We start from the raw sequence: 20,915 nt of genomic DNA, 5'->3' as shown, positions 1-20,915 counted from the left end.
CCTGTCAACTGTTCATGCGGCCGTCATGAAGCCAAGGTAGGCAAAGCCTTGATTTCTCCGCGATTTCTTCGCAACTCATTGATATGAAAGAAGCTGCAAAGCCTTCCTGAACGGGCGGCCTGGACCGTCGCTTGCTTGGGTGCGGGAACGTTGCGTTCAGGGAACAGAAGGGAAAAGGGGCCGCTGGCAAGAAGACCCGTGCCTTGGGCAGGGGGCAGGGCGGGTAGACGGTCTCTGTCGCCACCCGGTACGAACAGTGATGCAGTTCGCACTTGCCGGGTGCAGGAAAGGACGGACCCCGCCGAAGCGGGGTCTCCTCTGGCACGGCAGGGCGCCTTACTTCGCGCCGAAGTCGTACTGCGCCTGCACGTAGATCGCGCGCCCGTAGGCGTTGTACAGGGCGTTGTTGTACGGCACGTCGATGTTGCCCGCGTAGGAGTGCTGCTGGTTGTCCGGCACCTTGTTGAACAGGTTGTTGACCATCAGCGAGAACGTCAGGTTGTCCATCGCGCGGTAGTTCACGCTCAGGTTGTACGTGGTGTACGAGCCCCACTTGCCGGCCTTGTAGCCGGAGGTCGGGTCAACGTAGTCGTAGCCGCGTCCCACGTAGGACATGTAGTTGGGCGTGCGGCCGATGTAGTTGAAGTACAGCGTGGTGGTGAACCTGTCGATTGCCCAGCCCACCGAGCCGTCGGCCCGGACCTTGGCATAGGAGTCGTACACCCACATCGCATACGGGTTGCCCAGCAGGTCCAGGAACGGGTCGTTGAGCTGCGGCTGCAGTTCACGCTTGAGCATGTTGGTGTAGTTGCTGGAGAACTGCAGCGAGCCGAAGCGGCCGATGTCCTGCACGTACTTGAAACTGGCGGTCACCGCTTCCAGGTTCTGCCGTGCCACGTTGAGCTTCGGCGTGTAGATTTCCTCCAGCGCACCGGTGGCATCACGGGTGACCCAGTTGGCCACATCCTCGCAGGAGGCACCGGCGGTGTTGGACAGGCCGTTGCGGCAGTAGTACTCGGCCAGCAGCAACTGGTCGGAACTGAGGGTGTTGACCTCGTTCTTGATCTTCCAGTTGTAGTAGTCCAGCGACACGGAGAGATTGCTGATCGGCGCCCAGACCAGGCCCGCGTTCCATACGTCGGCAGTGATCGGCTTCAGCTCCGGATTGCCCGACTGCGTGCCGAACACCGACACGCTGCCGTAGCGGCAATCGACCGTGTTGGACGGATCGAAACCGAGCTGGCCGCAGCGGTAGTAGTCCTTGGAGCCATTGGCGTAGTAACCGCTCTTGCCCTGGAAGGCGTCGGGCAGGGAGGGTGCGCGGAACGCAGTGCCGTACTTGCCGCGGACCAGCAGGCTTTCAAACGGACGGAACTCCAGGCCGATGCTGTAGGTCGGCTTGTCGACGGTGTGGCCGGCAATCTTGAAGTTGTCGTAGCGACCGGAGGCGGTGACCGTCAGCATGTCGTGCAGGGGCAGGCGCAGCTCGCCAGTCACCGCATAGTTGCTGCGATGGCCGTTGCCCGCCACGGCAGTGGTGGCGAACACCGTGCCGTCGGTCAGGCGCGCATCCGGGGTGTAGGTCCAGCCTTCGCTGCCGCCTTCAACCACGGCGGCGAAGCCAGCGTCGCCACCGGGCAGCTTGAACAGCGAACTGTTGGTGAGCTGGGCGCGGGTCTGGGTCTGCCAGGTGCGGCTGCGGCTGGTGGTGAAACCGGTGAAGCTCTGGAAAGCGCCCTCCGGCAGCTTCGAATAGAAGGCACCCCAGTTCGGGTTGTAGATGTTGTAGCCGTCGTCGGTCTCACCCAGCACCGGGCCCAGCACGTTGTCGGCGAACCAGTTGTTGATCGGGTCGTTCCAGCGCGCGTAGCCACGCTCGTTCAGTTTGTACTCGCCGCGGGTGATGCTGGCCTCGTAGTCCCAGTTGCTGCCGATCGCACCGCGTGCGCCCAGCGTGACCTGGTAGGACTTGCTGCGGTCGGTATTCATGATGTCGCGGTAGCCGCCACCGCCGATGTCTTCGGGGGCGAATACGCGCTGCAGGCCGAGATAGCGGCCACTGGACTGATCGAAGAACGGACCCATGCTGATGTCCGTGCCCCAGTAGTTGTAGCCGGAACCGGTGTTGTACTTGACGGTCTCGTAGCTGTAGAGCACATCGCCGAAAAGCTGCAGGTTGTCATTTACATCGTAGGTCAGCGCCGAATAGAACTGGCTGCTTTCCTTGCTGTTCTTGATCGTCTTGTAGCCGGCGCCGAACGCCGAGCCGCAGGACTGGCCTGCCCGGCGCGTGCCCAGGATGGTGGTGCCATCGAACTGCCCGGCAACGCTGGCGCAGTTGCTCGGATCCATCATCAGGAAGTCATCGGTGTCAGCATCGAAGACCAGGAAGTCGTTCGAGGGCAGCTGGCGGGTATAGCCGCGCGGATTGTTCTGCTTGGTGATGTCGCGCTGGTAGCCCCAGATCGGGTTGGTCTTCTCGTACTGCACGTTGACCAGCGCGCGGAAGCGATCATCGCGGCTGTTGAAGCCATTTGCCCCGCTCACCCGGAAGCTGGCGCCGCCACCATCCGAATAGGCGCCGCCACGGACATTCAGCGTGCCGCCGTCCATGCGCTCCTTCAGGATGATGTTGACTACGCCGGCAATGGCGTCCGAACCGTACAGCGAGGACTGGCCGCCCGGCAGGACTTCGATGCGGTCGACGATATCGATCGGGATGCCGCTGATGTTGTTGAACGCGTCGCTGCCGTTGTACAGCGCCGGGTAGGACAACATCGGGCGGCCATTGATCAGGTACTTGGTGTAGCCCGGGTTGAGGCCGAACATCCCGGCGGCTTCGGCGCCCTGGGTGAACGATGCGGAGGTCTGGCCGCCCTGCAGGCCGCCAGTGGTGAGCGAGGACTGCTGCAGCACTTCGGCAACGCTGGAGAAGCCGCGCGCCTGGATCGCCTCGGCGCTGATGGTCAGCACCGGCGTCTGGTTTTCGATCTGGGTCTGCGGGATCAGCGAACCGGTGACGGTAACCCGGTCGAGGTTGGTGGCTGCACTCTTGCTGTCCTGCGCGAGCGCACCGGTGCTGGCGCTGGCAAGGAGCAGGCCGCTGAGCACGGCGCAGGTGAGCGGATGGCGTGGGAACAAGAAGCGACTGCGAGACATGCGATTACTCCGTGTGATCGTAAGAACGCGTTTCCCCTTCCCGGGGCTCGATTTATGTCCGGCCGCTCTGCAGGCATGCGGGGCGGTGTGCCTGAAACCTAACATGGGCTTAACTTGAAATGCGCAGATGTGTAACCGCATTTGACTGGCTTTGTCACAGTTCTGTGGATGTGTTCTTTGAAAACAACAATTTGCGGATATTGTCCTGTTTTGCTGAATCTGGCGAAATGAATGAATGCAAAATGATCGTTCATTAACAATCGGGACGCCCTTTCATTTTCTGACCGGTTTTCCCAGGCAAAAAAAAAGGCCCCGCCGAAGCGGGGCCTGGTCCAGACACGAAGTCCGGAAAACGACGGGATCAGAAGTTGTACTTGACCTGGGCCGAGATCTGGCGGCCGTAGACGCTGTAGAAGCCGTCATTGAACGGGGTCGATTCGTTACCCGGGTAGTTGTAGCGCTGGCCTTCCGGCAGCTTGTTGAACACGTTGTTGACCATCAGCGACAGCACCAGATCGTCCTGTGCCTGGTAGTTCATGCTCAGGTTGTACGTGGTGTACGAACCCCACTTGCCCGCCTTGGCGCCGGAAGAGTGGACGTAGCCGTAGCTGCGGCCGGTGTAGGCCAGGTAGTTCGGGGTGCTGCCGACGTAGTTGGCGTACACGGTGGTGGTGAACTTGGCGATGTTCCAGGCCACCGACAGATCGCCACGGACCTTGGCGAAGTTGTCGTAGTACCACATGTTGTACGGATCGCTCAGCAGGTCGAGCTTGGCGGCGCCCGGCATCGGCTGCACTTCACGCTTCAGCATGTTGGTGTAGTTGCCGGAGAACATCAGCGAGCCGAAGCGGCCGATATCCTGCTGGTACTTCGCCGCCACGGTCACCGCTTCCAGGTTCTGGCTGGCAACGTTCAGCTTCGGCGTGTACACGCGGGTCAGGTTGCCACCGGCATCGCGGGACACCCAGTCGGTCACGTTCTGGCAGCTGGCCGAGGTGTTGTTCGGCAGGCCGTTGTGGCACTGGTACTCGGCCAGCAGCAGCTGGTCGGTGCTCAGGGTCTTGACCTCGTTCTTGATCTTCCAGTTGTAGTAGTCGGCCGACAGCGAGAAGTTGCTCACCGGGGCCCACACCACGCCTGCGCTCCACACGTCGGCGGTGATCGGCTTCAGGTCCGGGTTGCCGGACTTTTCGCTGTACACCGAGGTGTTCTTGTAGAACGAGCAGGCCTCGTCACGCAGCGCGTAGCCCAGCTGGCTGCAACGGTAGTAATCGTTCTGGCCGGACGAGTACGAGCCGCTCATGCCCTGGAACGCATCGGACAGGGTCGGTGCACGGAAGGCGGTGCCGTACTTGCCGCGCAGCAGCAGGCTTTCGATCGGACGGAATTCCAGGCCGATGCTGTAGGTGGCCTTGTCGACGGTCTTGTCGGCGATCTTGAACGCGTCATAGCGGCCCGAGGCGCTGACGGTCAGCTTCTCGAACAGCGGCATGCGCAGTTCGCTGGTGACCGCGTAGTTGCTGCGGTGACCGGCGCCGGCGACGGCGGTGGTGCCCCACACGTTGCCATCGATGAAGGCCTGGTCCGGCGAGTAGTCCCAACCTTCGCTGCCGCCTTCCAGGACGACGGCCAGGCCGGCGTCGCCGCCCGGCAGGCTGAACAGCGAGCCGTTGGTCACCTGCACGCGACCCAGGTTCTGCCAGGTCTTGCTGCGGTGGGTGCCGTAGCCGGTGAAGCTGGCGAACTGGTCCGGGGTGATCGGCGAGTAGAACGCAGCGTAGTTCGGGTTGTAGATGCCGAACGTGGCGGTCGGGTCCTTCGGATCGGTGTAGGTGCCCAGGCGCGGGCCCAGCACGGTCTGGCCGAAGAAGTCCTCGATCTTGTCCTTGAAGCGCACGAAGCGGTTCTGGTCCAGGCGGTATTCGCCGCGGGTGAAGCTGGCGCTGTAATCCCAGTCGCCGACCATGCCCTTGCCGCCCAGGGTGACCTGGTAGGCGCGGCTCTCATCGGAGTTCAGGATGTTGTTGTAGTGGCCCGGGCCGATTTCTTCCGGTGCGAAGGCGCGCTGCAGGTTGACGACCTTGCCGATGCCCTGGTCATAGAAGCCACCCATGACCGACTTGGTGCCCCACCACAGGGCGCTGGAGCCGGAGGTGAATTCGGTCTTTTCCTTGCTGTACAGCACGTCGGCGAACAGCTGGAAGTTGTCGTTCACGTCGAAGGTCATCGACGAGTAGAACTGGCCGCTGTTCTTGCCGTTCTTCAGGGTCTTGTAGCCGGCGCTGTACACCGAACCGCAGGACTCGCCCGAGGTGCGCTTGCCGACAACGGTGGTGCCGTCGTACAGGCCTGCGACGTTGGCGCAGCGGCTCGGATCCATCATCAGCAGCTTGTTGTCTGCGTTGGTGATGACGGCGAAGTCGTTCGACGGCACCTGTGCGGTGTAGCCGACCGGGTTGTTCTGCTTGGTGATGTCACGCTGGTAGCCCCAGATCGGGCTGCCGTTTTCGATCTGCACGTTGACCAGCGCGTGGAAGCGGTCGTCGAACGCGTTGAAGCCCTTGGCTGCGCTGAAGCGGATGTTGCTGCCGCCGCCTTCGGTGTAGGTGCCGCCACGGACGGTCATCGTGCCGCCGTCCATGCGCTCCTTCAGGATGATGTTGACCACACCGGCGATGGCGTCCGAGCCGTACAGCGAGGACTGGCCACCCGGCAGCACTTCGATGCGCTCGACGATGTCGATCGGAATGCCGCTGATGTTGTTGAAGGTGTCGCTGCCGTTGTACAGCGCCGGATACGAGAGCATCGGGCGGCCGTTGATCAGGTACTTGGTGTAGCCCGGGTTCAGGCCGAACATGCCGGCTGCTTCGGCGCCCTGGGTGAACGAACCCGAGGTCTGGCCGCCCTGCAGGCCGCCGGTGGTCAGCGACGACTGCTGCAGCACTTCAGCAACGCTGCTGAAGCCGCGGGTCTGGATGTCTTCGGCGGTGATGGACATCACCGGGGTCTGGGTTTCAACCTGGGTCTGCGGGATCAGCGAACCGGTGACGGTGATCTTGTCCAGGTTGGTCGCCTTGTCCTGGGCCATTGCCGGGGCGGCGGCCATCAGAGCGGAAATCAGGGCGACGGCGAGCGTGTTGCGACGTGCGGTGTTGCTTACGTATTTCATGTAGTTCCAATAGAGAGCAGAAACAAAAATCGGCACTGCGCATGCGCCATCGTGCGTGCTGGAGACCAGCCCCGCAGCCCAAAACAGTGCTTCAGGAACGTAACATGAACTTAACAATCTGTGCACGAATCCGTAGCAATCCTGAATTTCAGTCAGGCTACGTCCAGCTTGTATGATGTTGGGTTATCCCCCCTGATTCCGCTGGTGCCCGTTGTGAACAGTTCTCTCCGCCGTCCCCATGCCAGCCAGGTCCAGAAGGGGCTGACGCCGCATGCCCGCATCCGCAACGTGATCGCGGTTGGTTCGGGCAAGGGCGGCGTCGGCAAGTCGACGACCGCGGTCAACCTGGCCGTTGCGCTGCAGCAGTTGGGTGCGCGTGTAGGCGTGCTGGATGCGGACATCTACGGTCCCAGCGTACCGGCCATGCTGGGCCTGTCCGGCCGTCCGGAAAGCCCTGACAACAAGAGCATCGAGCCGCTGCGCGCGTTCGGCGTGGATACCATGTCGATCGGCTACCTGATCGAAGAGGACACGCCGATGATCTGGCGTGGCCCGATGGCCACCTCGGCGATGACCCAGCTGTTCAACGACACCCTGTGGGATGACCTGGACTTCCTGCTGATCGACCTGCCGCCGGGCACCGGTGACATCCAGCTGACCCTGACCCAGAAGATCCCGCTGGCCGGTGCGGTGATCGTCACCACGCCGCAGGACATCGCCACGCTGGATGCGAAGAAGGCGCTGAAGATGTTCGAGAAGGTCGAAGTACCGGTGCTGGGCATTGTCGAGAACATGGCCGTGCATACCTGCAGCAACTGTGGGCACGTCGAGCACCTGTTCGGCGAAGGCGGTGGCGAGCGCATGGCCGCGCAGTACGGCGTGCCGCTGCTGGGATCGCTGCCGCTGCAGATCGGCATCCGCGAGCAGGGCGACGCCGGTACCCCGATCACCGTCGCCCAGCCCGATTCGGTGCCGGCCCAGGCCTATCGCCATGCCGCGCAGCGCCTGGTCGAGGAAGTCGGCAAGCGCCCGCGCGCGTCGATCCCGATCCTGTCTTCGCTGCTGTAAGTGCCTGCGCAGGGGCCGCCGGCCACGCCCGGCCCCCTGCTAGAATCCTCGCGCCCCCTCGCATTCCCAGGACAAAGCATGAGCATCAAGAGTGACCGTTGGATCCGCCACATGTCCGAGCAGCACGGCATGATCGAGCCGTTCGAGGCCGGGCAGGTCAAGCAGGCCAACGGCGAGCGCATCGTCAGCTATGGCACCTCCAGCTATGGCTACGACGTGCGCTGCTCGCGCGAGTTCAAGGTGTTCACCAACATCAACTCGACGATCGTCGATCCCAAGCACTTCGACCCGGGCAGCTTCGTGGATATCGTCGGCGACGAGTGCATCATCCCGCCGAACAGCTTCGCGCTGGCCAGGACCGTCGAGTACTTCCGCATCCCGCGCGACACCCTGGTGGTTTGCCTGGGCAAGAGCACCTACGCGCGCTGCGGCATCATCGTCAACGTGACCCCGCTGGAGCCGGAATGGGAAGGCCACGTGACCCTGGAATTCAGCAACACCACGCCGTTGCCGGCGCGCATCTACGCCAACGAGGGCGTGGCCCAGATGCTGTTCTTCCAGGCGGCATCCGATGACGTCTGCGAAACGTCGTACAAGGATCGTGGCGGCAAGTACCAGGGCCAGACCGGCGTGACCCTGCCGCGGACCTGATGACGGTGGGCCGTTTGTGGAGCCGAGCCATGCTCGGCTCTACATGAAGGAAGGCGGCGCAATGCGCCGCCTTCGTCATTTTCCGCGACCGAACAGCATGGCGATGCCGACGCCCACCAGTGCCACCGGCCACCACGTCAGCAGCAGCTTGGACAGGTTCAGGTGCGTCCAGCCGAGGTTGCTGGCAAGCATGAACAGGCCGATCAGGATCAGCAGGATGGCGGCAACGAGGTTGAATCGCATCGGGTCGGCGAAGGCTCAGGAGTGGGCCGGATATCCTAGCCGGTCCTTCCAGTAGGCGACATGCTGGTCTAGTGCCGACGGCTCGTAGCGGTGTGCCGGGCCGCTGCCCCAGACCGGGCCCGGCCAGGCCGGATCGCCGTCATGGCGGCCGATCACGTGGAAATGCAGCTGGCGCACGATGTTGCCCAGCGCGCCGATGTTGATCTTCTCCACGCCGTCGGCGCCCTTCAGGGCCTTGCAGGCGCGGTTGAGCTCGGTGCGCAGCTTGTCCTGCTGCTCGCCGTCCAGCTCGATCCACTCGGTCACCCCGGCCAGGCGCGGTACCAGCACCAGCCAGGGGAATCGTTCGTCGTTCATCAGCCGCACTTGCGACAACGGTCCTTCGGCCACCAGCACGCTATCGGTGGCCAGGCGTGAATCGAGTTCGAATTCGCTCATCCAAGATGCTCCGAGAAGAAGTCCAGGGTGCGTTGCAGCGCCAGGGTGGCGCTGTCTGGATCATACGCATGTCCGACCTCGCGGTTGAAGGCGTGATCGGCCGGATAGACGAAGGTGGCCATCTGCGGCAGCTTCTCGCGGTGGGCCTGCACCGCCTCCGGCGGGATGCTCTTGTCCTGGGCACCGAAGTGGAAGATCACCGGGGCCTTGGGCGTCTCATCGAGGAACTGCACGTTGCGCGCACCGTAGTAGCTGACCGAGGGCAGGCCCAGGCGCACTGCCGACAGCATCGCCACGGTGCCGCCCCAGCAGTAGCCGACCGTGCCGACCTTGCCGTAGGGGGCCAGTCGGGTTGCCGCGGCGCGGACCACTTCCAGCGCCTTCTCCATGCCCAGCGCGGCGACCCGTTCCAGGCCGTCCTTCACGCCCTCGGGGCTGTAGGGAAGGGCGTCGGGGTCGGCATCGGGGCCGTCGACCAGATCGAAGAACGACGGCGCCAGCACCGCGTAGCCCTCGGCGGCGAAGCGCTCGGCCACGCTGCGGATGTGCGGGTTGGCGCCGAAGATTTCCTGCACCACCACCAGCCCGCCGCGCGGGGTGCCTTCCGGCAGGGCCTGCCAGGCCCGTACCGGGCCGTGATGGGTATCCAGGGTGATCCACTCGGCCATCGTCATCTTCCTCGTTGCAGGGAACAGGACTGCATTGTCGGCGCTGCGCGGGTTAGCAGCGTGTCAGCGGCTGTGCGGGATCGGGCGGCTGGCCGTTCAGAGCGCCGCGCCCAACCCCGGTATACTGGCGCCCTTTCAGGCCCCGGCCCCCAGGAACCCCTGCCACGCCGGCAGGGGCCCAGGCCCCCAGAGTCCCGCGATTCCATGTCCCAGCTGAACCCCAAAGTCGGCTTCGTCAGCCTTGGCTGCCCGAAGGCCCTCGTCGATTCCGAGCGCATCCTCACCCAGCTCCGCTCGGAGGGCTACGACATCGTCCCGTCCTACGATTCGGCCGACGTGGTGGTGGTCAACACCTGCGGCTTCATCGATTCGGCAGTGACCGAGTCGCTGGACGCGATCGGCGAGGCGATGAACCAGAACGGCAAGGTCATCGTCACCGGCTGCCTGGGCAAGCGCCCGGAGCAGATCCGCGAGGCGTACCCGAACGTGCTGGCGGTGTCCGGCCCGCAGGACTACCAGAGCGTGATGGAAGCGGTGCACGAAGCGCTGCCGCCCAAGCACGATCCGTTCGTGGACCTGGTGCCCGACTATGGCATCAAGCTGACCCCGCGCCACTATGCCTACCTGAAGATTTCCGAGGGCTGCAACCACAAGTGCAGCTTCTGCATCATCCCGTCGATGCGCGGCAAGCTGGTCTCGCGCCCGGTCGACGAGGTGCTGCGCGAAGCCGAGCGCCTGGTGCGTGGCGGCGTGCGTGAACTGCTGGTGGTGTCGCAGGACACCTCGGCCTACGGGGTGGACGTGAAGTACGCCGAGAAGATGTGGCGCGACAAGGCCTACCAGACCCGCCTGAAGGCGCTGTGCGAAGGCCTGTCCGAGCTGGATGCGTGGGTGCGCATGCACTACGTCTACCCGTATCCGCACGTGGACGAAGTCGTGCCGCTGATGGCCGAGAACCGCATCCTGCCGTACCTGGACATCCCGTTCCAGCACGCCAGCCCGCGCATCCTGCGCCTGATGAAGCGTCCGGGCGCGGTCGAGAAGACTCTGGAGCGCGTGCAGAACTGGCGCCGCATCGCGCCGGACATCACCGTGCGTTCGACCTTCATCGTCGGCTTCCCGGGTGAGACCGAGGCCGAGTTCGAAGAGCTGCTGTCGTTCCTCGACGAAGCACAGCTGGACCGCGTGGGTGCGTTCGCCTACTCGCCGGTCGAGGGCGCCACTGCCAACGATCTGCCCGACGCCGTGCCGGAGGAAGTGAAGCAGGAACGCCTGGCACGCTTCATGGAGAAGCAGGCGCAGATTTCCGCCGCGCGCCTGGAAGCCAAGATCGGCACCGTGCAGCAGTGCCTGGTCGATGCCATCGAAGGCGACATCGCCGTGGCCCGTTCCAAGGCCGATGCGCCGGAGATCGACGGCCTGGTGCACATCCAGAACGCCGACCAGGTGCCGCTGCGCGTAGGCGAATTCGTCGACGTGGAGATCACCGAGAGCGACGAGCACGACCTGTATGGTGACGCGCTGGCGGCCGCCACCCGCCCGGCGTTCGATCTCAAGATGCTGTGACCGCCGCCGCCGGTGACAACGGCGGCCCCCGGCGCTTCGTGCCGCCGCCGCGTGCGGCGGTTGATCCGCAGGCATTCAGGCATCCGCTGTTTGGCGGGCTGCAGGACTTCCGTGACCTGCTGGGCGGCACTGCATGGCCGTCCATCGGTGCGCTTGATGCGCGGCTGGCGCTGCCCGGCAAGCGCCTGCTCGAGCAGGACGCTGCGCTGCTGGCCGACGGCCTGCACTACGAGGTGCGTATCGCGCAGGGACGCATCGCCACCCGCGCCGACAACTGGCATGACCTGTTCAATGCACTGGTGTGGGCCCGTTTCCCACAGCTCAAGCAGGCACTCAACGCGCAGCAATGCCGGCATATCGAGGCAATGCCGCCGGGCCAGCGCAACCGCGCGCAGGCAGCACTGACCCAGTTCGACGAAACCGGCGTGATCGTGCGTGTGTGCGATGACGCGTTGCTCGCGGCATGGGATGCGCATGACTGGCCTGCGGTGTTCGAGCCGACGCGCTGGCACAGCGGTGACATCGCCATCGCTGCGGTATTCGGCCATGCGCTGATGGAACAGGCACTGCTGCCGGGCCGCCTGCTGGTGGGCAAGTGCGTGGTGGTGCAGGGGGATGATGATGATCGCTGCATCGCCGAGGTGGCCGCGGCCATCGGCGAGGGCAGGGCGATCACCGATCCAGCGCAGCTGCGGCCGCTGCCATTGGCGGGCATTCCCGGCTGGCATGAAAGGCAGGATGCCGCCTTCTACGCCGACGCCGACTACTTCCGTCCGCTGCGTGCCGGCCGCGCGTACCCGCCGCCGTTGCACGCGGCCCAGTAGAGTCGAGCTCGCTCGACTGCCCCCTTTGCGTAGCGTCGAGCTTGCTCGACTGGCTGCAGGTGTAGTCGAGCAAGCTCGACTCTACAACGGCAACGCAGTCGAGCATGGCTCGACTCTACAACGGTGCGTATTCCACGCCGATCACCACAAACGTGAACTGCCCGCCGGGCAGCTCCACCGAAAATTCATCATCCAGCCGCTTTTTCAGCAGCGCCCGCGCCAGCGGCGAATCGATGCTGATCCAGCCCAGGCCGGCGTCGGTCTCGTCCGGGCCGACGATGCGATAGCGGCTGGTGTCGCCGCTGTCGACATTCTCCAGCTCCACCCAGGCGCCGAAGAACACCGCCTGCGGATCGGTCGGGGTGGTGTCGACCACGCGCAACGCTTCCAGCCGCTTGGTCAGGTAGCGCACGCGGCGGTCGATCTCGCCCAGCTGCTTCTTGCGGTAGGTGTACTCGGCGTTCTCCGAGCGGTCGCCCTCCGCAGCGGCCGCCGCCAGTGCCTTGACCACCTCCGGCCGTCGCACCCGCCATAGCTCGTCCAGTTCGGCCTTCAGCCGGGCGTGGCCGGCGGCGGTGATCAGGGCGGTGCTCTTTTCTGCGGGGGGACGCCAACGGGACATGCAGTACGACTTCTCTTGCGATGGGGAACGGGCGCGTCGCACCAGGCCTGGCGCGACGCGCGGAAACAGCAGGTGGCCCTCAGCGCTTGCCGCCGAAGATGCCGCCCAGGATGCCACGCACGATCTGGTTGCCCAGCTTGGTGCCGACGGTGCGCGTGGTCTGCTTGGCCATGGTCTCGATCATGCCCTGGCGGCGCTTGGTGCCGAAGATCGCGTCCTTGATCGACTGGCCGAAGCCTCCTTCCTGCGCCTCGTCCTGCTCGCGGCTGCGTGCGGCAGGGGCCTGCGCCTGCTCGGTCGCCTTCTGCGCGCGCTGCGCCAGCAGCTCCGCCGCCGATTCACGGTTGATCGCGGTGTCGTAGCGGCTGCCGACCGGGCTGCCGGCGCGCACCTGGGCGCGTTCGGCGTCGGTGATCGGCCCCATCCGGCAGCGCGGCGGCGCGATCATCGTCTGCTGCACCGGCATCGGTATGCCTTTGTCCTGCAGCGTGGAGACCAGCGCTTCACCGGTGCCGAGCTGGCTGAGCACCTTGGCTACGTCCAGTTTGGGATTCGGCACGAAGGTTTCGGCCGCGGTCTTCACCGCCTTCTGGTCACGCGGGGTGAACGCACGCAGCGCGTGCTGCACCCGGTTGCCGAGCTGGCCGAGGATGTTGCCCGGCACGTCGTCGGGGAACTGCGAGCAGAAATACACGCCCACGCCCTTGGAACGGATCAGGCGCACGACCTGCTCGATGCGCTGCACCAGCGACGGCGGCGCATCGTCGAACAGCAGGTGCGCCTCGTCGAAGATGAAGACCAGCTTCGGCTTGTCCAGGTCGCCCACTTCCGGCAGCTGCTCGAACAGTTCCGACAACAGCCACAGCAGGAAGGTGGAATACAGCTTGGGCTTGAGCACCAGCTGGTCGGCGGCGAGGATGCCGATCATGCCGCGGCCGTCGTGATTGACCCGCATGATGTCGGCCAGCTCCAGTGCCGGTTCGCCGAAGAAGTGCTCGCCGCCGTCCTGGGCCAGGCGCAGCACCGAGCGCTGGATCGCGGCGATCGACTGTGCGCTGACCAGCCCGTATTCGGTGGAGATGTCCTTGCGCTCCTCGGCCACCAGGCCGAGCAGGGCACGCAGGTCGTCCATGTCCAGCAGCAGCAGGCCACGGTCGTCGGCCAGCTTGAACACGATGTCGAGCACGCCGGCCTGGGTGTCGTTCAATTCGAGGATGCGCGACAGCAGGGTCGGGCCCATTTCGCTGACGGTGGTGCGCACCGGATGGCCGAGCTTGCCGTAGAGATCCCAGAAAATGGTCGGGCTGGCGGCCGGGGCATAGTCGGCCACGCCGATCTCTGCGGCACGCTGCAGCAGGTTTTCGGCACCGGCGCCGGGCACGGCCAGGCCGGAGACATCGCCCTTCACATCGGCCAGGAACACCGGCACGCCCAGCCGCGAGAAGCCTTCGGCCAGGGTCATCAGGGTCACCGTCTTGCCGGTGCCGGTGGCGCCGGCCACCAGGCCGTGGCGGTTGCCGAGTTTCGGCAGCAGGGTGACGGCAATATCGTCGGTAATGCCTTTGCCGAGCAGAATCGGATCCATGGTCCAGCCCTTGTAGTGAATAGCCCAATGTTAACGGGCAGGGGTGACGGTCCGAAGGTCCGGCTTGCCCCGACCTTGGCGGCGCCGCTACTCTGCCTGCCTGTTTCGCACACAGTGCCATCAATGCCCGTTCCTGTCCTGATTTCCCGCGGTTGGCCGCTGCTGGCCCTGGCCGGCCTGGTTTCCCTGGCGCCTGACGCCCATGCGCAACGGGTCTCGGCCCGGGACAAGGTGAAGGTCGATGCGCTGCAGCAGCGCATGACAGCCGCCGAGAAGCGCTACAGCGACGCCCTGCTGCTGGTCGCCAATGCCGACCCCAAGGGCAGCAACGAGGCCGACGCCGCGCTGGAGGACATGGAAGATGTCCTCAACGACTGCGTGAAGCAGAAGGGCTGCCAGATGGGCACGCTGCTGGCCAGCTACAAGCGCCTGCTCAAGCATGACGCCGATGCGGCGGCCAGCGATGACGTGGCCGATGAGGGCGGCGACCGCCTGGAAGCCGACCCCGACCATATCGGTCCGCTCACCGCAGACGTACCCGAGGCGGCCCGCGCCGCCGCACTGCTGAACGACAAGCGGCACGCCTTCGACACGATGGTCGAGTACAACCCGGCGGTGCAGGCCGGCATCCGCCGCTGGCTGACCGACATGCGCCCGGCGCTGCTGACCAGTTACGAGAACTACCAGAACCTGCGCGCGGTGATGTGGCCGGAGTGGGAAAAGCGTGGGCTGCCCGAGGCGCTGCTGTTCGGCATCATGGCCAAGGAATCCAACGGCCGCGTGCATGCCTCCTCGCGCGCGGGTGCCGCCGGCCTGATGCAGTTCATGCCGGCCACCGGCCGCCGCTTCGGGCTGGGCCCGGACGGCACCGGTTTCGACACGCGCTTCGATGCGCGCAGCGCTGCCGAAGCCAGTGCCAGTTACCTCAACGAGCGCCTGCGCGAGCTCAACAACAACGTGGAAATGTCGGTGGCCGCCTATAACGGTGGCGAAGGCCGCGCCGCGCGGGTGTTCAAGCAGAGCGCTGGCCAGAGCTTCTGGACCGACAGCGTCTACAACCAGTTCCCGGGCGAGACCAAGGACTATGTGCCGATGGTGATCGCCGCGGCCTGGATCTTCCTGCACCCGCAGCAGTACGGCGTGGAGTTCCCGAAGATCAGTGCGCAGCCGGCCACGCTGCGCCTGGCCAAGTCCACCACCATCTACGAGTTGACCATCTGCCTGGGCAGCCACGGCACCCGCGATGGCTACATGCGCGCGCTGCGCAACCTCAATCCGCGCTATGAAGCCGATGGCTGGATTCCGGCCGGCACGCTGATCAACGCCACCACCCGCATCGCCGGCCTGTACCAGCGCAACTGCGTCAGTGGCCCGCGCGCGGACCTGGCCCGCACCCTGATCACCGCCGACCTGAACGCGGCGATCAAGCGCCCGACCGCGGCCAGCTATACCGGCAGCGTGGCGGTGGGCGGCGTGGTGCCGGTGGCCGACGCCGCAGCCTCGACCAGCGTGCCGACGACCCCGGTGGCGGCGGTGGCGACCCCGCGCCCGGCGCCCGCCCGGGCAAAGCCGGTGCGCAGCCACAAGGTGGGCAAGGGCGAGACCCTGGGCGCCATCGCGGCGAAGTTCCAGTGCGACGTGCCGACCCTGGCCCGCGCCAACGGCCTGAAAGCCCCCGCCTACAGCCTGCGCCACGGCCAGACGCTGAAGCTGCAGGGCTGCGACAAGTAATCCCCACGACCCCTGGAACCCGCATGGACCTCGAAGACACCCGCAACCTGTTCGCCAACCTCCGCGAGAACACCGACTGGGACATCAGCGGCCCGTTGCTGTGGGGCTATTTCTTCGTTCACTCGACCGCCGAGCCGCTGCAGGCCCTGGCCGACCACCTGCAGGCGCAGGGCTACACCTTCGTCGAACTGTTCGAGCAGGAGCCGGAAGAAGGCGACGCGCCGTTCCATGTGCTGCACGTGGAGCGCGTGGAGATCCACGACGAAGCCTCGCTGGACCGCCGCAACCAGGAATTCGCGGCCCTGGCCACGGAGAAGGGCGTGGAAGACTACGACGGCATGGACGTCGGCCCGGCCCCGGCCCTGCAGTAACGCGCGTACCGGTAGTGCCGGCCGCTGGCCGGCAATGCCCGACGCGTTGGATCAACGGAGATGCCGGCCAGCGGCCGGCACTACCGAAGCCTCAGCGCAGCGTGGCCAGCGCCTGGCCCAGCTGCACCGGGCTTTCAGCGCCCAGCTGCGGGGCGAACTCGGCCACGCCCGGCGGCAGCAGCACGATCACGGTCGAGCCATAGTTGAAGCGCGCCATCTCGGCGAATCGCTCCAGCCTGATGCCCTGGCCACGGTAGTCCTTGCGGGTGATGCGGTCGCCGTAGGCCGGGATCTCTTCGCCGCTCCACACGGTTTCCACGCCGGATACCAGCAGTGCGCCGACCATCACGCTGACCATCGGGCCGAAGCTGGTGTCGAAGTGGCAGACCAGGCGCTCGTTGCGCGCGAACAGGCGTGGCACGCCGTTCACTGCAGCCGGGCCGACGCTGAACAGACGGCCCGGCACGTGCACGGTTTCACGCAGGGTGCCGGTCCAGGGCATGTGCACGCGGTGGTAGTCGCGCGGCGACAGGTAGACGGTGGCGTACAGGCCGTCGTTGTACGGCTTGGCATCCTCGTCGCTGCCCAGCAGCTCGGCCGCGGTGAACGACTGGCCCTTGGCCTGGAAGATGCGGCCGGCCTCGATCTTTCCCAGCTGGCTGATGCGGCCGTCGGCCGGCATCACCAGGCTGCGCGGATCGGCATCGGCCACCCGCGCGCCCGGCTTCAATGCACGGGTGAAGAACTGGTTGAAGGTGGCATAGCTGCGCGGGTCCGGGTTGGCCGCCTCATCCAGGTTGACGTTGAACTTGCGGGTGACCGTGTCGATCAGCCAGCGTGACACGCGCGGGTCGTCCGAGTACGCCAGCGAACGCGCCATCGAGGACAGCAGGCGGTGGGGCAGGACGTACGTCAGGGCGGTGGTGAGACTCATGGGGCGGTTTTCTCGGTCAGCTTCTGCAGGTCGCGGGCGATCGCCGGCGCGTTGAACGGGGGGCGCACCAGGCCGGCGAGGCGGCCCTGCGGGTCGAGCACGGCCAGGCTGGCCGAATGCTCGACGGTGTAATCCTCGGGGTTCTCGTCGAAGTGCTTGCCCGGCACCTTCTGGAACACAAAGCCCAGCGAGGTGGCGAAGCGCTCCAGCGAGGGAACGTCGGCGGTGGCGGCCAGGGTGTCCTTGTGGAAGCCGTGCACGTATTCGCCCAGGCGGGTGGCGCTGTCGCGGTCGGGGTCGACCGAGATGAACAGCACGCGCGGGCGCAGGCTGTCGGGCAGGGCCTCCCACTGGTTCTGCGCGCCGGCCAGCTCGGCCAGGGTGGTCGGGCACACGTCCGGGCAGAACGTGAAGCCCAGGAACACCAGGGTCCAGTGGCCCTTCAGTTCGCCGGGAATGAGCCGGGTGCCGTCGGATTGGGCCAGGTTGAAGTCAGGCAGTTCCCGGGTATGCGGATACAGGGTGATCGCTTCGGTAGCCGGGGCGTTGGCCGGCGGCTTCGGCGCGAACACCTGCTGGGCGGCCAGCAGGCCGAGCCCCGCCGCCAGGGCGATCAGCAGGATGATGCCGGCGTTGCGATTGAACATGGGGGCTCCCGCGCGAAATGGGTTCCATCATACCGGCTGTGGCCTGATCGTTTCCGCCGCAACGGATGCCGCCACGGGCGCCAGCCCCTATAATCGGGGGCCACTTTGCCCGCAGTACCGCCATGACCGCTGAAACGGCCGCCGAACTCCACACGATCATCGATCTGATCCGCTACGGCACCAGCCGTTTCAACGAAGCCGGGCTGACCTTCGGGCACAGCTACGACAACGCGCTGGACGAGGCCACCCAGCTGGTGCTGCACAGCCTGCACCTGCCGCACGACCTCGGCCCGGCGTACGGCCAGGCGCGGCTGCTGCAGGCCGAGAAGCAGCGTGTGCTGGAGCTGTTTCAGCGCCGCATCGACGAACGCATCCCGGCCGCCTACCTGACAGGTGAAGCCTGGTTTGCGGGTTTGAGCTTCAAGAGCGACAAGCGCGCGCTGGTGCCGCGCTCGCCGATCGCCGAACTGATCGAGTGCGGCTTCGAGCCGTGGCTGGCCGGCCGCGACGTGTACCGTGCGCTGGACCTGTGCACCGGTTCGGGCTGCATCGCCATCGCCATGGGCCACTACTACCCGAACTGGCAGGTGGACGGCGTCGACCTGAGCGACGACGCGCTGTCGCTGGCTGAAGAAAACCGGGAGCGGCTGCAGGCATACAACGTCAACCTGGTGAAGTCGGACCTGTTCAATGGCCTGTCCGGCCGCCACTACGACCTGATCGTCACCAATCCGCCGTACGTCACCAACGACGAGACCGATGCGCTGCCGAAGGAATACTCCTACGAGCCGGACATGGGCCTGCGTGCCGGCGACGACGGCCTGGATCTGGTGCTGAAGATCCTGCGTGACGCGCCGCTGCACCTGAGCGAAGACGGCCTGCTGATCTGTGAAGTGGGCGAGTCCGAACAGCATCTGATCAAGCTGCTGCCGGAAGTCGATTTCGCCTGGATCGAATTCAAGGTCGGCCAGATGGGCATCTTCGCGGTCGAATGCCGCGAGCTGATCGCCCACAGCGCGCGCATCACCGAACTGGCGGCGCAGCGCCCGTGAGTTCCAATTCGTTCGGCAAACTGTTCACCGTCACCACGTTCGGCGAGTCGCACGGGCCGGCCATCGGCTGCGTGATCGATGGCTGCCCGCCGGGGCTGGCGCTGGACGCGGCCGAATTCGCCCACGACCTGCAGCGCCGCGCCACCGGCAAGAGCCGGCACACCTCGGCGCGCCGCGAGGCCGATGAGGTCGAGATCCTGTCCGGCGTGTACGAAGGCCTGACCACCGGCACCCCGATCGCGCTGCTGATCCGCAACACCGACCAGCGCAGCAAGGATTACGCCAACATCGGCCAGCAGTTCCGGCCGGGCCATGCCGACTACAGCTACTGGCACAAGTACGGCATCCGCGACCCGCGCGGTGGCGGCCGTTCCTCGGCGCGCGAGACCACCATGCGCGTGGCCGCCGGTGTGGTCGCCAAGAAGTGGCTGGCCGAGCGTTTCGGCGTCACCGTGCGTGGCTACCTGTCGCAGCTGGGCGACATCACCCCGGCCGGCTTCGACTGGTCGGCGGTGGAAGACAACCCGTTCTTCTGGCCGCACGCCGCGCAGGTGCCCGAGCTGGAGGCGTACATGGATGCGCTGCGCAAGTCCGGTGATTCGGTCGGTGCCTGCGTGGACGTGGTCGCCGACAACGTGCCGCCGGGTTGGGGCGAGCCGATCTACGGCAAGCTCGACGGCGAACTCGCCGCCGCGCTGATGAGCATCAACGCGGTGAAGGGCGTGGAGATCGGCGACGGTTTCGCCAGCGCCGCGCAGAAGGGTACCGAGCACCGTGACCTGCTGACCCCGCAGGGCTTCGCCAGCAACCATGCCGGCGGCATCCTCGGCGGTATTTCCACCGGTCAGCCGGTGGTCGCTTCGATCGTGTTGAAGCCAACCTCCAGCCTGCGCCTGCCGGGCCCGTCGCTGGACACCGCCGGCAACGTGGTGGAAGTGGTCACCACCGGCCGCCACGATCCCTGCGTCGGCATCCGTGCCACCCCGATCGCCGAGGCGATGGTGGCGATGGTGCTGATGGACCAGGCGCTGCGCCATCGTGCGCAGTGTGGCGATGTCGGCACGATCACCCCGCGTATCCCCGGGCAGATCGATGGCTGACACGCGGCCGACGGTGTGGGTGAGCCAGCCGCTGATCGATGCGGCCATCGCGCCGCTGCGCGATCGCGTGCAGCTGCGCGTCACCGACACCGTTACCGCCTGGTCGCCCGAGCAGATCGCCGCGCAGCTGGCCAGCGCCGAGGGCGCGATCATCACCCTCAACGAGCGCATCGGCGCGGCCCAGGTGGCCGATGCCGCGCAGCTGCAGGTGATCGCCAACGTCGGCGTCGGCTACAACAACCTGGATGTCGACGCGCTCAGCGCGGCCGGCATCCTCGCCAGCAACACCCCGGACGTGCTCACCGAGACCACGGCCGACCTCGGTTTCGCCCTGCTGATGGCCACCGCGCGCCGCATCACCGAATCCGAGCGCTGGCTGCGTGAAGGCCAGTGGCAGCAGTGGTCGTTCCAGACCATGCTCGGTGCCGACATCCACGGCAGCACGCTCGGCATTCTCGGCATGGGCCGCATCGGCCAGGGCATCGCCCGCCGCGGCGCACTCGGTTTCGGCATGAAGGTGCTCTACCACAACCGCTCGCAGCTGCCGGCCGACACCGAAGCGGCGCTGGGTGCCACCTACGTGGACCTGGATACGCTGCTTGCGCAGTCCGACCACCTGCTGCTGGTGCTGCCGTACACCCCGGCGTCGCATCACCTGATCGATGCCGCCGCGCTGGCGAAGATGAAGCCGTCGGCCACGCTGGTGAACATCGCCCGTGGCGGCCTGGTCGATGAGATCGCATTGGCCGATGCACTGGCCAATGGCCGCCTGGCGGCGGCCGGCCTGGATGTGTACGAGGGCGAGCCGGCAGTGCGCCCGGAACTGCTGGCGCTGCGCAACGTGGTGCTGACCCCGCACATCGGCAGCGCCTCGCTGGCCACGCGAACGGCGATGGTACAGCTGGCCGTGGATAATCTGGTTGCCGGGCTCGGCCTGGACGGCGATCCGTCGCGCATGCCGAGCGCGATCAACGCTGACGCGGCGATGGCCGCGCGCGTGACTCTGGGCAAAAAAACCGGGAAACGATAGGGAACCTCCGCGCGCCCCGCTTGAGGAGGTTCCCCGAACCCTGCTGTCGTGCGTGAT

Annotated in this window: 18 protein-coding genes; 9 read left to right on the top strand and 9 right to left on the bottom strand. The window is 65.9% G+C overall.

Translation table 11 applies throughout. From position 1 onward, the window contains the following. Positions 1 to 336 precede the first annotated feature (336 nt). Both VN11_RS15680 and VN11_RS15675 read right to left on the bottom strand, forming a co-directional pair. Positions 337 to 3,159 (bottom strand): TonB-dependent receptor domain-containing protein, encoded by a 2,823-nt coding sequence (locus VN11_RS15680; RefSeq protein WP_053450413.1) that lies wholly within the window; start codon positions 3,157 to 3,159, stop codon positions 337 to 339. A 361-nt stretch (positions 3,160 to 3,520) separates the two neighbouring features. Further along, the gene (locus VN11_RS15675; RefSeq protein ID WP_053450412.1) at positions 3,521 to 6,328 is read right to left on the bottom strand and encodes a TonB-dependent receptor plug domain-containing protein; all 2,808 of its coding nucleotides are present in this window, start codon (positions 6,326 to 6,328) and stop codon (positions 3,521 to 3,523) included. Between the two features lie 213 nt (positions 6,329 to 6,541). Between VN11_RS15675 and apbC the strand changes: the two genes are divergently transcribed. Next, positions 6,542 to 7,396, top strand: a complete 855-nt coding sequence (gene apbC / locus VN11_RS15670) for an iron-sulfur cluster carrier protein ApbC (protein ID WP_006459367.1) — start codon at positions 6,542 to 6,544, stop codon at positions 7,394 to 7,396. A 78-nt stretch (positions 7,397 to 7,474) separates the two neighbouring features. Then, positions 7,475 to 8,047 carry a dCTP deaminase gene (gene dcd / locus VN11_RS15665; RefSeq protein WP_053450411.1) on the top strand — a complete coding sequence of 191 codons (573 nt, stop codon included), beginning with the start codon at positions 7,475 to 7,477 and terminating at the stop codon, positions 8,045 to 8,047. Positions 8,048 to 8,122: 75 nt separating this feature from the next. Here the strand turns inward: dcd and VN11_RS22585 are convergent, their stop codons facing one another. The 3 genes from VN11_RS22585 to VN11_RS15655 are packed head-to-tail and all read right to left on the bottom strand — an operon-like array spanning position 8,123 to position 9,396. Next, positions 8,123 to 8,290: a LiaI-LiaF-like domain-containing protein gene (locus VN11_RS22585; RefSeq protein ID WP_005410498.1), complete on the bottom strand. Its 168-nt coding sequence runs from the start codon at positions 8,288 to 8,290 to the stop codon at positions 8,123 to 8,125. 15 nt (positions 8,291 to 8,305) lie between these two features. Continuing rightward, positions 8,306 to 8,728, bottom strand: a complete 423-nt coding sequence (locus tag VN11_RS15660) for an HIT domain-containing protein (RefSeq protein WP_006459301.1) — start codon at positions 8,726 to 8,728, stop codon at positions 8,306 to 8,308. Then, the gene (locus VN11_RS15655; RefSeq protein ID WP_053450410.1) at positions 8,725 to 9,396 is read right to left on the bottom strand and encodes a dienelactone hydrolase family protein; all 672 of its coding nucleotides are present in this window, start codon (positions 9,394 to 9,396) and stop codon (positions 8,725 to 8,727) included. The genes VN11_RS15660 and VN11_RS15655 overlap by 4 nt, the downstream gene beginning before the upstream one ends. Positions 9,397 to 9,600: 204 nt before the next feature. Between VN11_RS15655 and rimO the strand changes: the two genes are divergently transcribed. Both rimO and VN11_RS15645 read left to right on the top strand, forming a co-directional pair. Beyond that, positions 9,601 to 10,962, top strand: a complete 1,362-nt coding sequence (gene rimO, locus VN11_RS15650; protein ID WP_006459296.1) for a 30S ribosomal protein S12 methylthiotransferase RimO — start codon at positions 9,601 to 9,603, stop codon at positions 10,960 to 10,962. Further along, positions 10,959 to 11,786, top strand: coding sequence for a DUF3025 domain-containing protein (locus tag VN11_RS15645; RefSeq protein WP_053450409.1), 828 nt, complete (start codon positions 10,959 to 10,961; stop codon positions 11,784 to 11,786). The genes rimO and VN11_RS15645 overlap by 4 nt, the downstream gene beginning before the upstream one ends. Before the next feature lie 115 nt (positions 11,787 to 11,901). Here VN11_RS15645 and greB read toward each other — a convergent pair whose 3' ends face one another. Both greB and VN11_RS15635 read right to left on the bottom strand, forming a co-directional pair. After that, positions 11,902 to 12,408: a transcription elongation factor GreB gene (gene greB, locus VN11_RS15640; protein ID WP_053450408.1), complete on the bottom strand. Its 507-nt coding sequence runs from the start codon at positions 12,406 to 12,408 to the stop codon at positions 11,902 to 11,904. Between the two features lie 79 nt (positions 12,409 to 12,487). Further along, positions 12,488 to 13,993, bottom strand: coding sequence for a helicase HerA-like domain-containing protein (locus VN11_RS15635; RefSeq protein WP_053450407.1), 1,506 nt, complete (start codon positions 13,991 to 13,993; stop codon positions 12,488 to 12,490). Between the two features lie 123 nt (positions 13,994 to 14,116). On the opposite strand from VN11_RS15635, the gene VN11_RS15630 reads away from it, so the two are divergent. Together VN11_RS15630 and VN11_RS15625 are read left to right on the top strand one after the other, a co-directional pair. Further along, entirely contained in the window at positions 14,117 to 15,724 is a 1,608-nt protein-coding gene (locus VN11_RS15630; protein ID WP_008268347.1) for a transglycosylase SLT domain-containing protein, read from the top strand. 23 nt (positions 15,725 to 15,747) lie between these two features. Next, complete coding sequence (locus VN11_RS15625; protein WP_049458810.1) at positions 15,748 to 16,095, top strand: ribonuclease E inhibitor RraB; 348 nt, start codon at positions 15,748 to 15,750, stop codon at positions 16,093 to 16,095. 91 nt (positions 16,096 to 16,186) lie between these two features. On the opposite strand, the gene asd is transcribed toward VN11_RS15625, so the two are convergent. Together asd and VN11_RS15615 are read right to left on the bottom strand one after the other, a co-directional pair. Further along, positions 16,187 to 17,029, bottom strand: coding sequence for an archaetidylserine decarboxylase (gene asd / locus VN11_RS15620; RefSeq protein ID WP_053450406.1), 843 nt, complete (start codon positions 17,027 to 17,029; stop codon positions 16,187 to 16,189). Then, positions 17,026 to 17,676, bottom strand: coding sequence for an SCO family protein (locus VN11_RS15615; protein WP_053450405.1), 651 nt, complete (start codon positions 17,674 to 17,676; stop codon positions 17,026 to 17,028). Before VN11_RS15615 ends, asd begins: the two co-directional genes overlap by 4 nt. Before the next feature lie 122 nt (positions 17,677 to 17,798). Here VN11_RS15615 and prmB point away from each other — a divergent pair, with 122 nt between their 5' ends. Genes prmB through VN11_RS15600 form a run of 3 tightly spaced genes read left to right on the top strand, consistent with a single transcriptional unit; the run spans position 17,799 to position 20,858 of the window. Continuing rightward, the gene (gene prmB, locus VN11_RS15610) at positions 17,799 to 18,728 is read left to right on the top strand and encodes a 50S ribosomal protein L3 N(5)-glutamine methyltransferase (protein WP_053450404.1); all 930 of its coding nucleotides are present in this window, start codon (positions 17,799 to 17,801) and stop codon (positions 18,726 to 18,728) included. Next, positions 18,725 to 19,828 carry a chorismate synthase gene (gene aroC, locus VN11_RS15605; protein WP_008264593.1) on the top strand — a complete coding sequence of 368 codons (1,104 nt, stop codon included), beginning with the start codon at positions 18,725 to 18,727 and terminating at the stop codon, positions 19,826 to 19,828. Before prmB ends, aroC begins: the two co-directional genes overlap by 4 nt. After that, a complete protein-coding gene (locus VN11_RS15600) occupies positions 19,821 to 20,858 on the top strand; it encodes a 2-hydroxyacid dehydrogenase (protein ID WP_053450403.1) in 1,038 nt (345 codons plus the stop codon). Before aroC ends, VN11_RS15600 begins: the two co-directional genes overlap by 8 nt. Positions 20,859 to 20,915 lie beyond the last annotated feature (57 nt).

The sequence above is a fragment of the Stenotrophomonas maltophilia genome, from assembly GCF_001274595.1.
GTDB classification, from domain to species: Bacteria; Pseudomonadota; Gammaproteobacteria; order Xanthomonadales; family Xanthomonadaceae; genus Stenotrophomonas; species Stenotrophomonas forensis.
The sequence above is the reverse complement of the archived record's forward strand: the minus strand, read 5'-3'. Positions and strand labels throughout refer to the sequence as shown.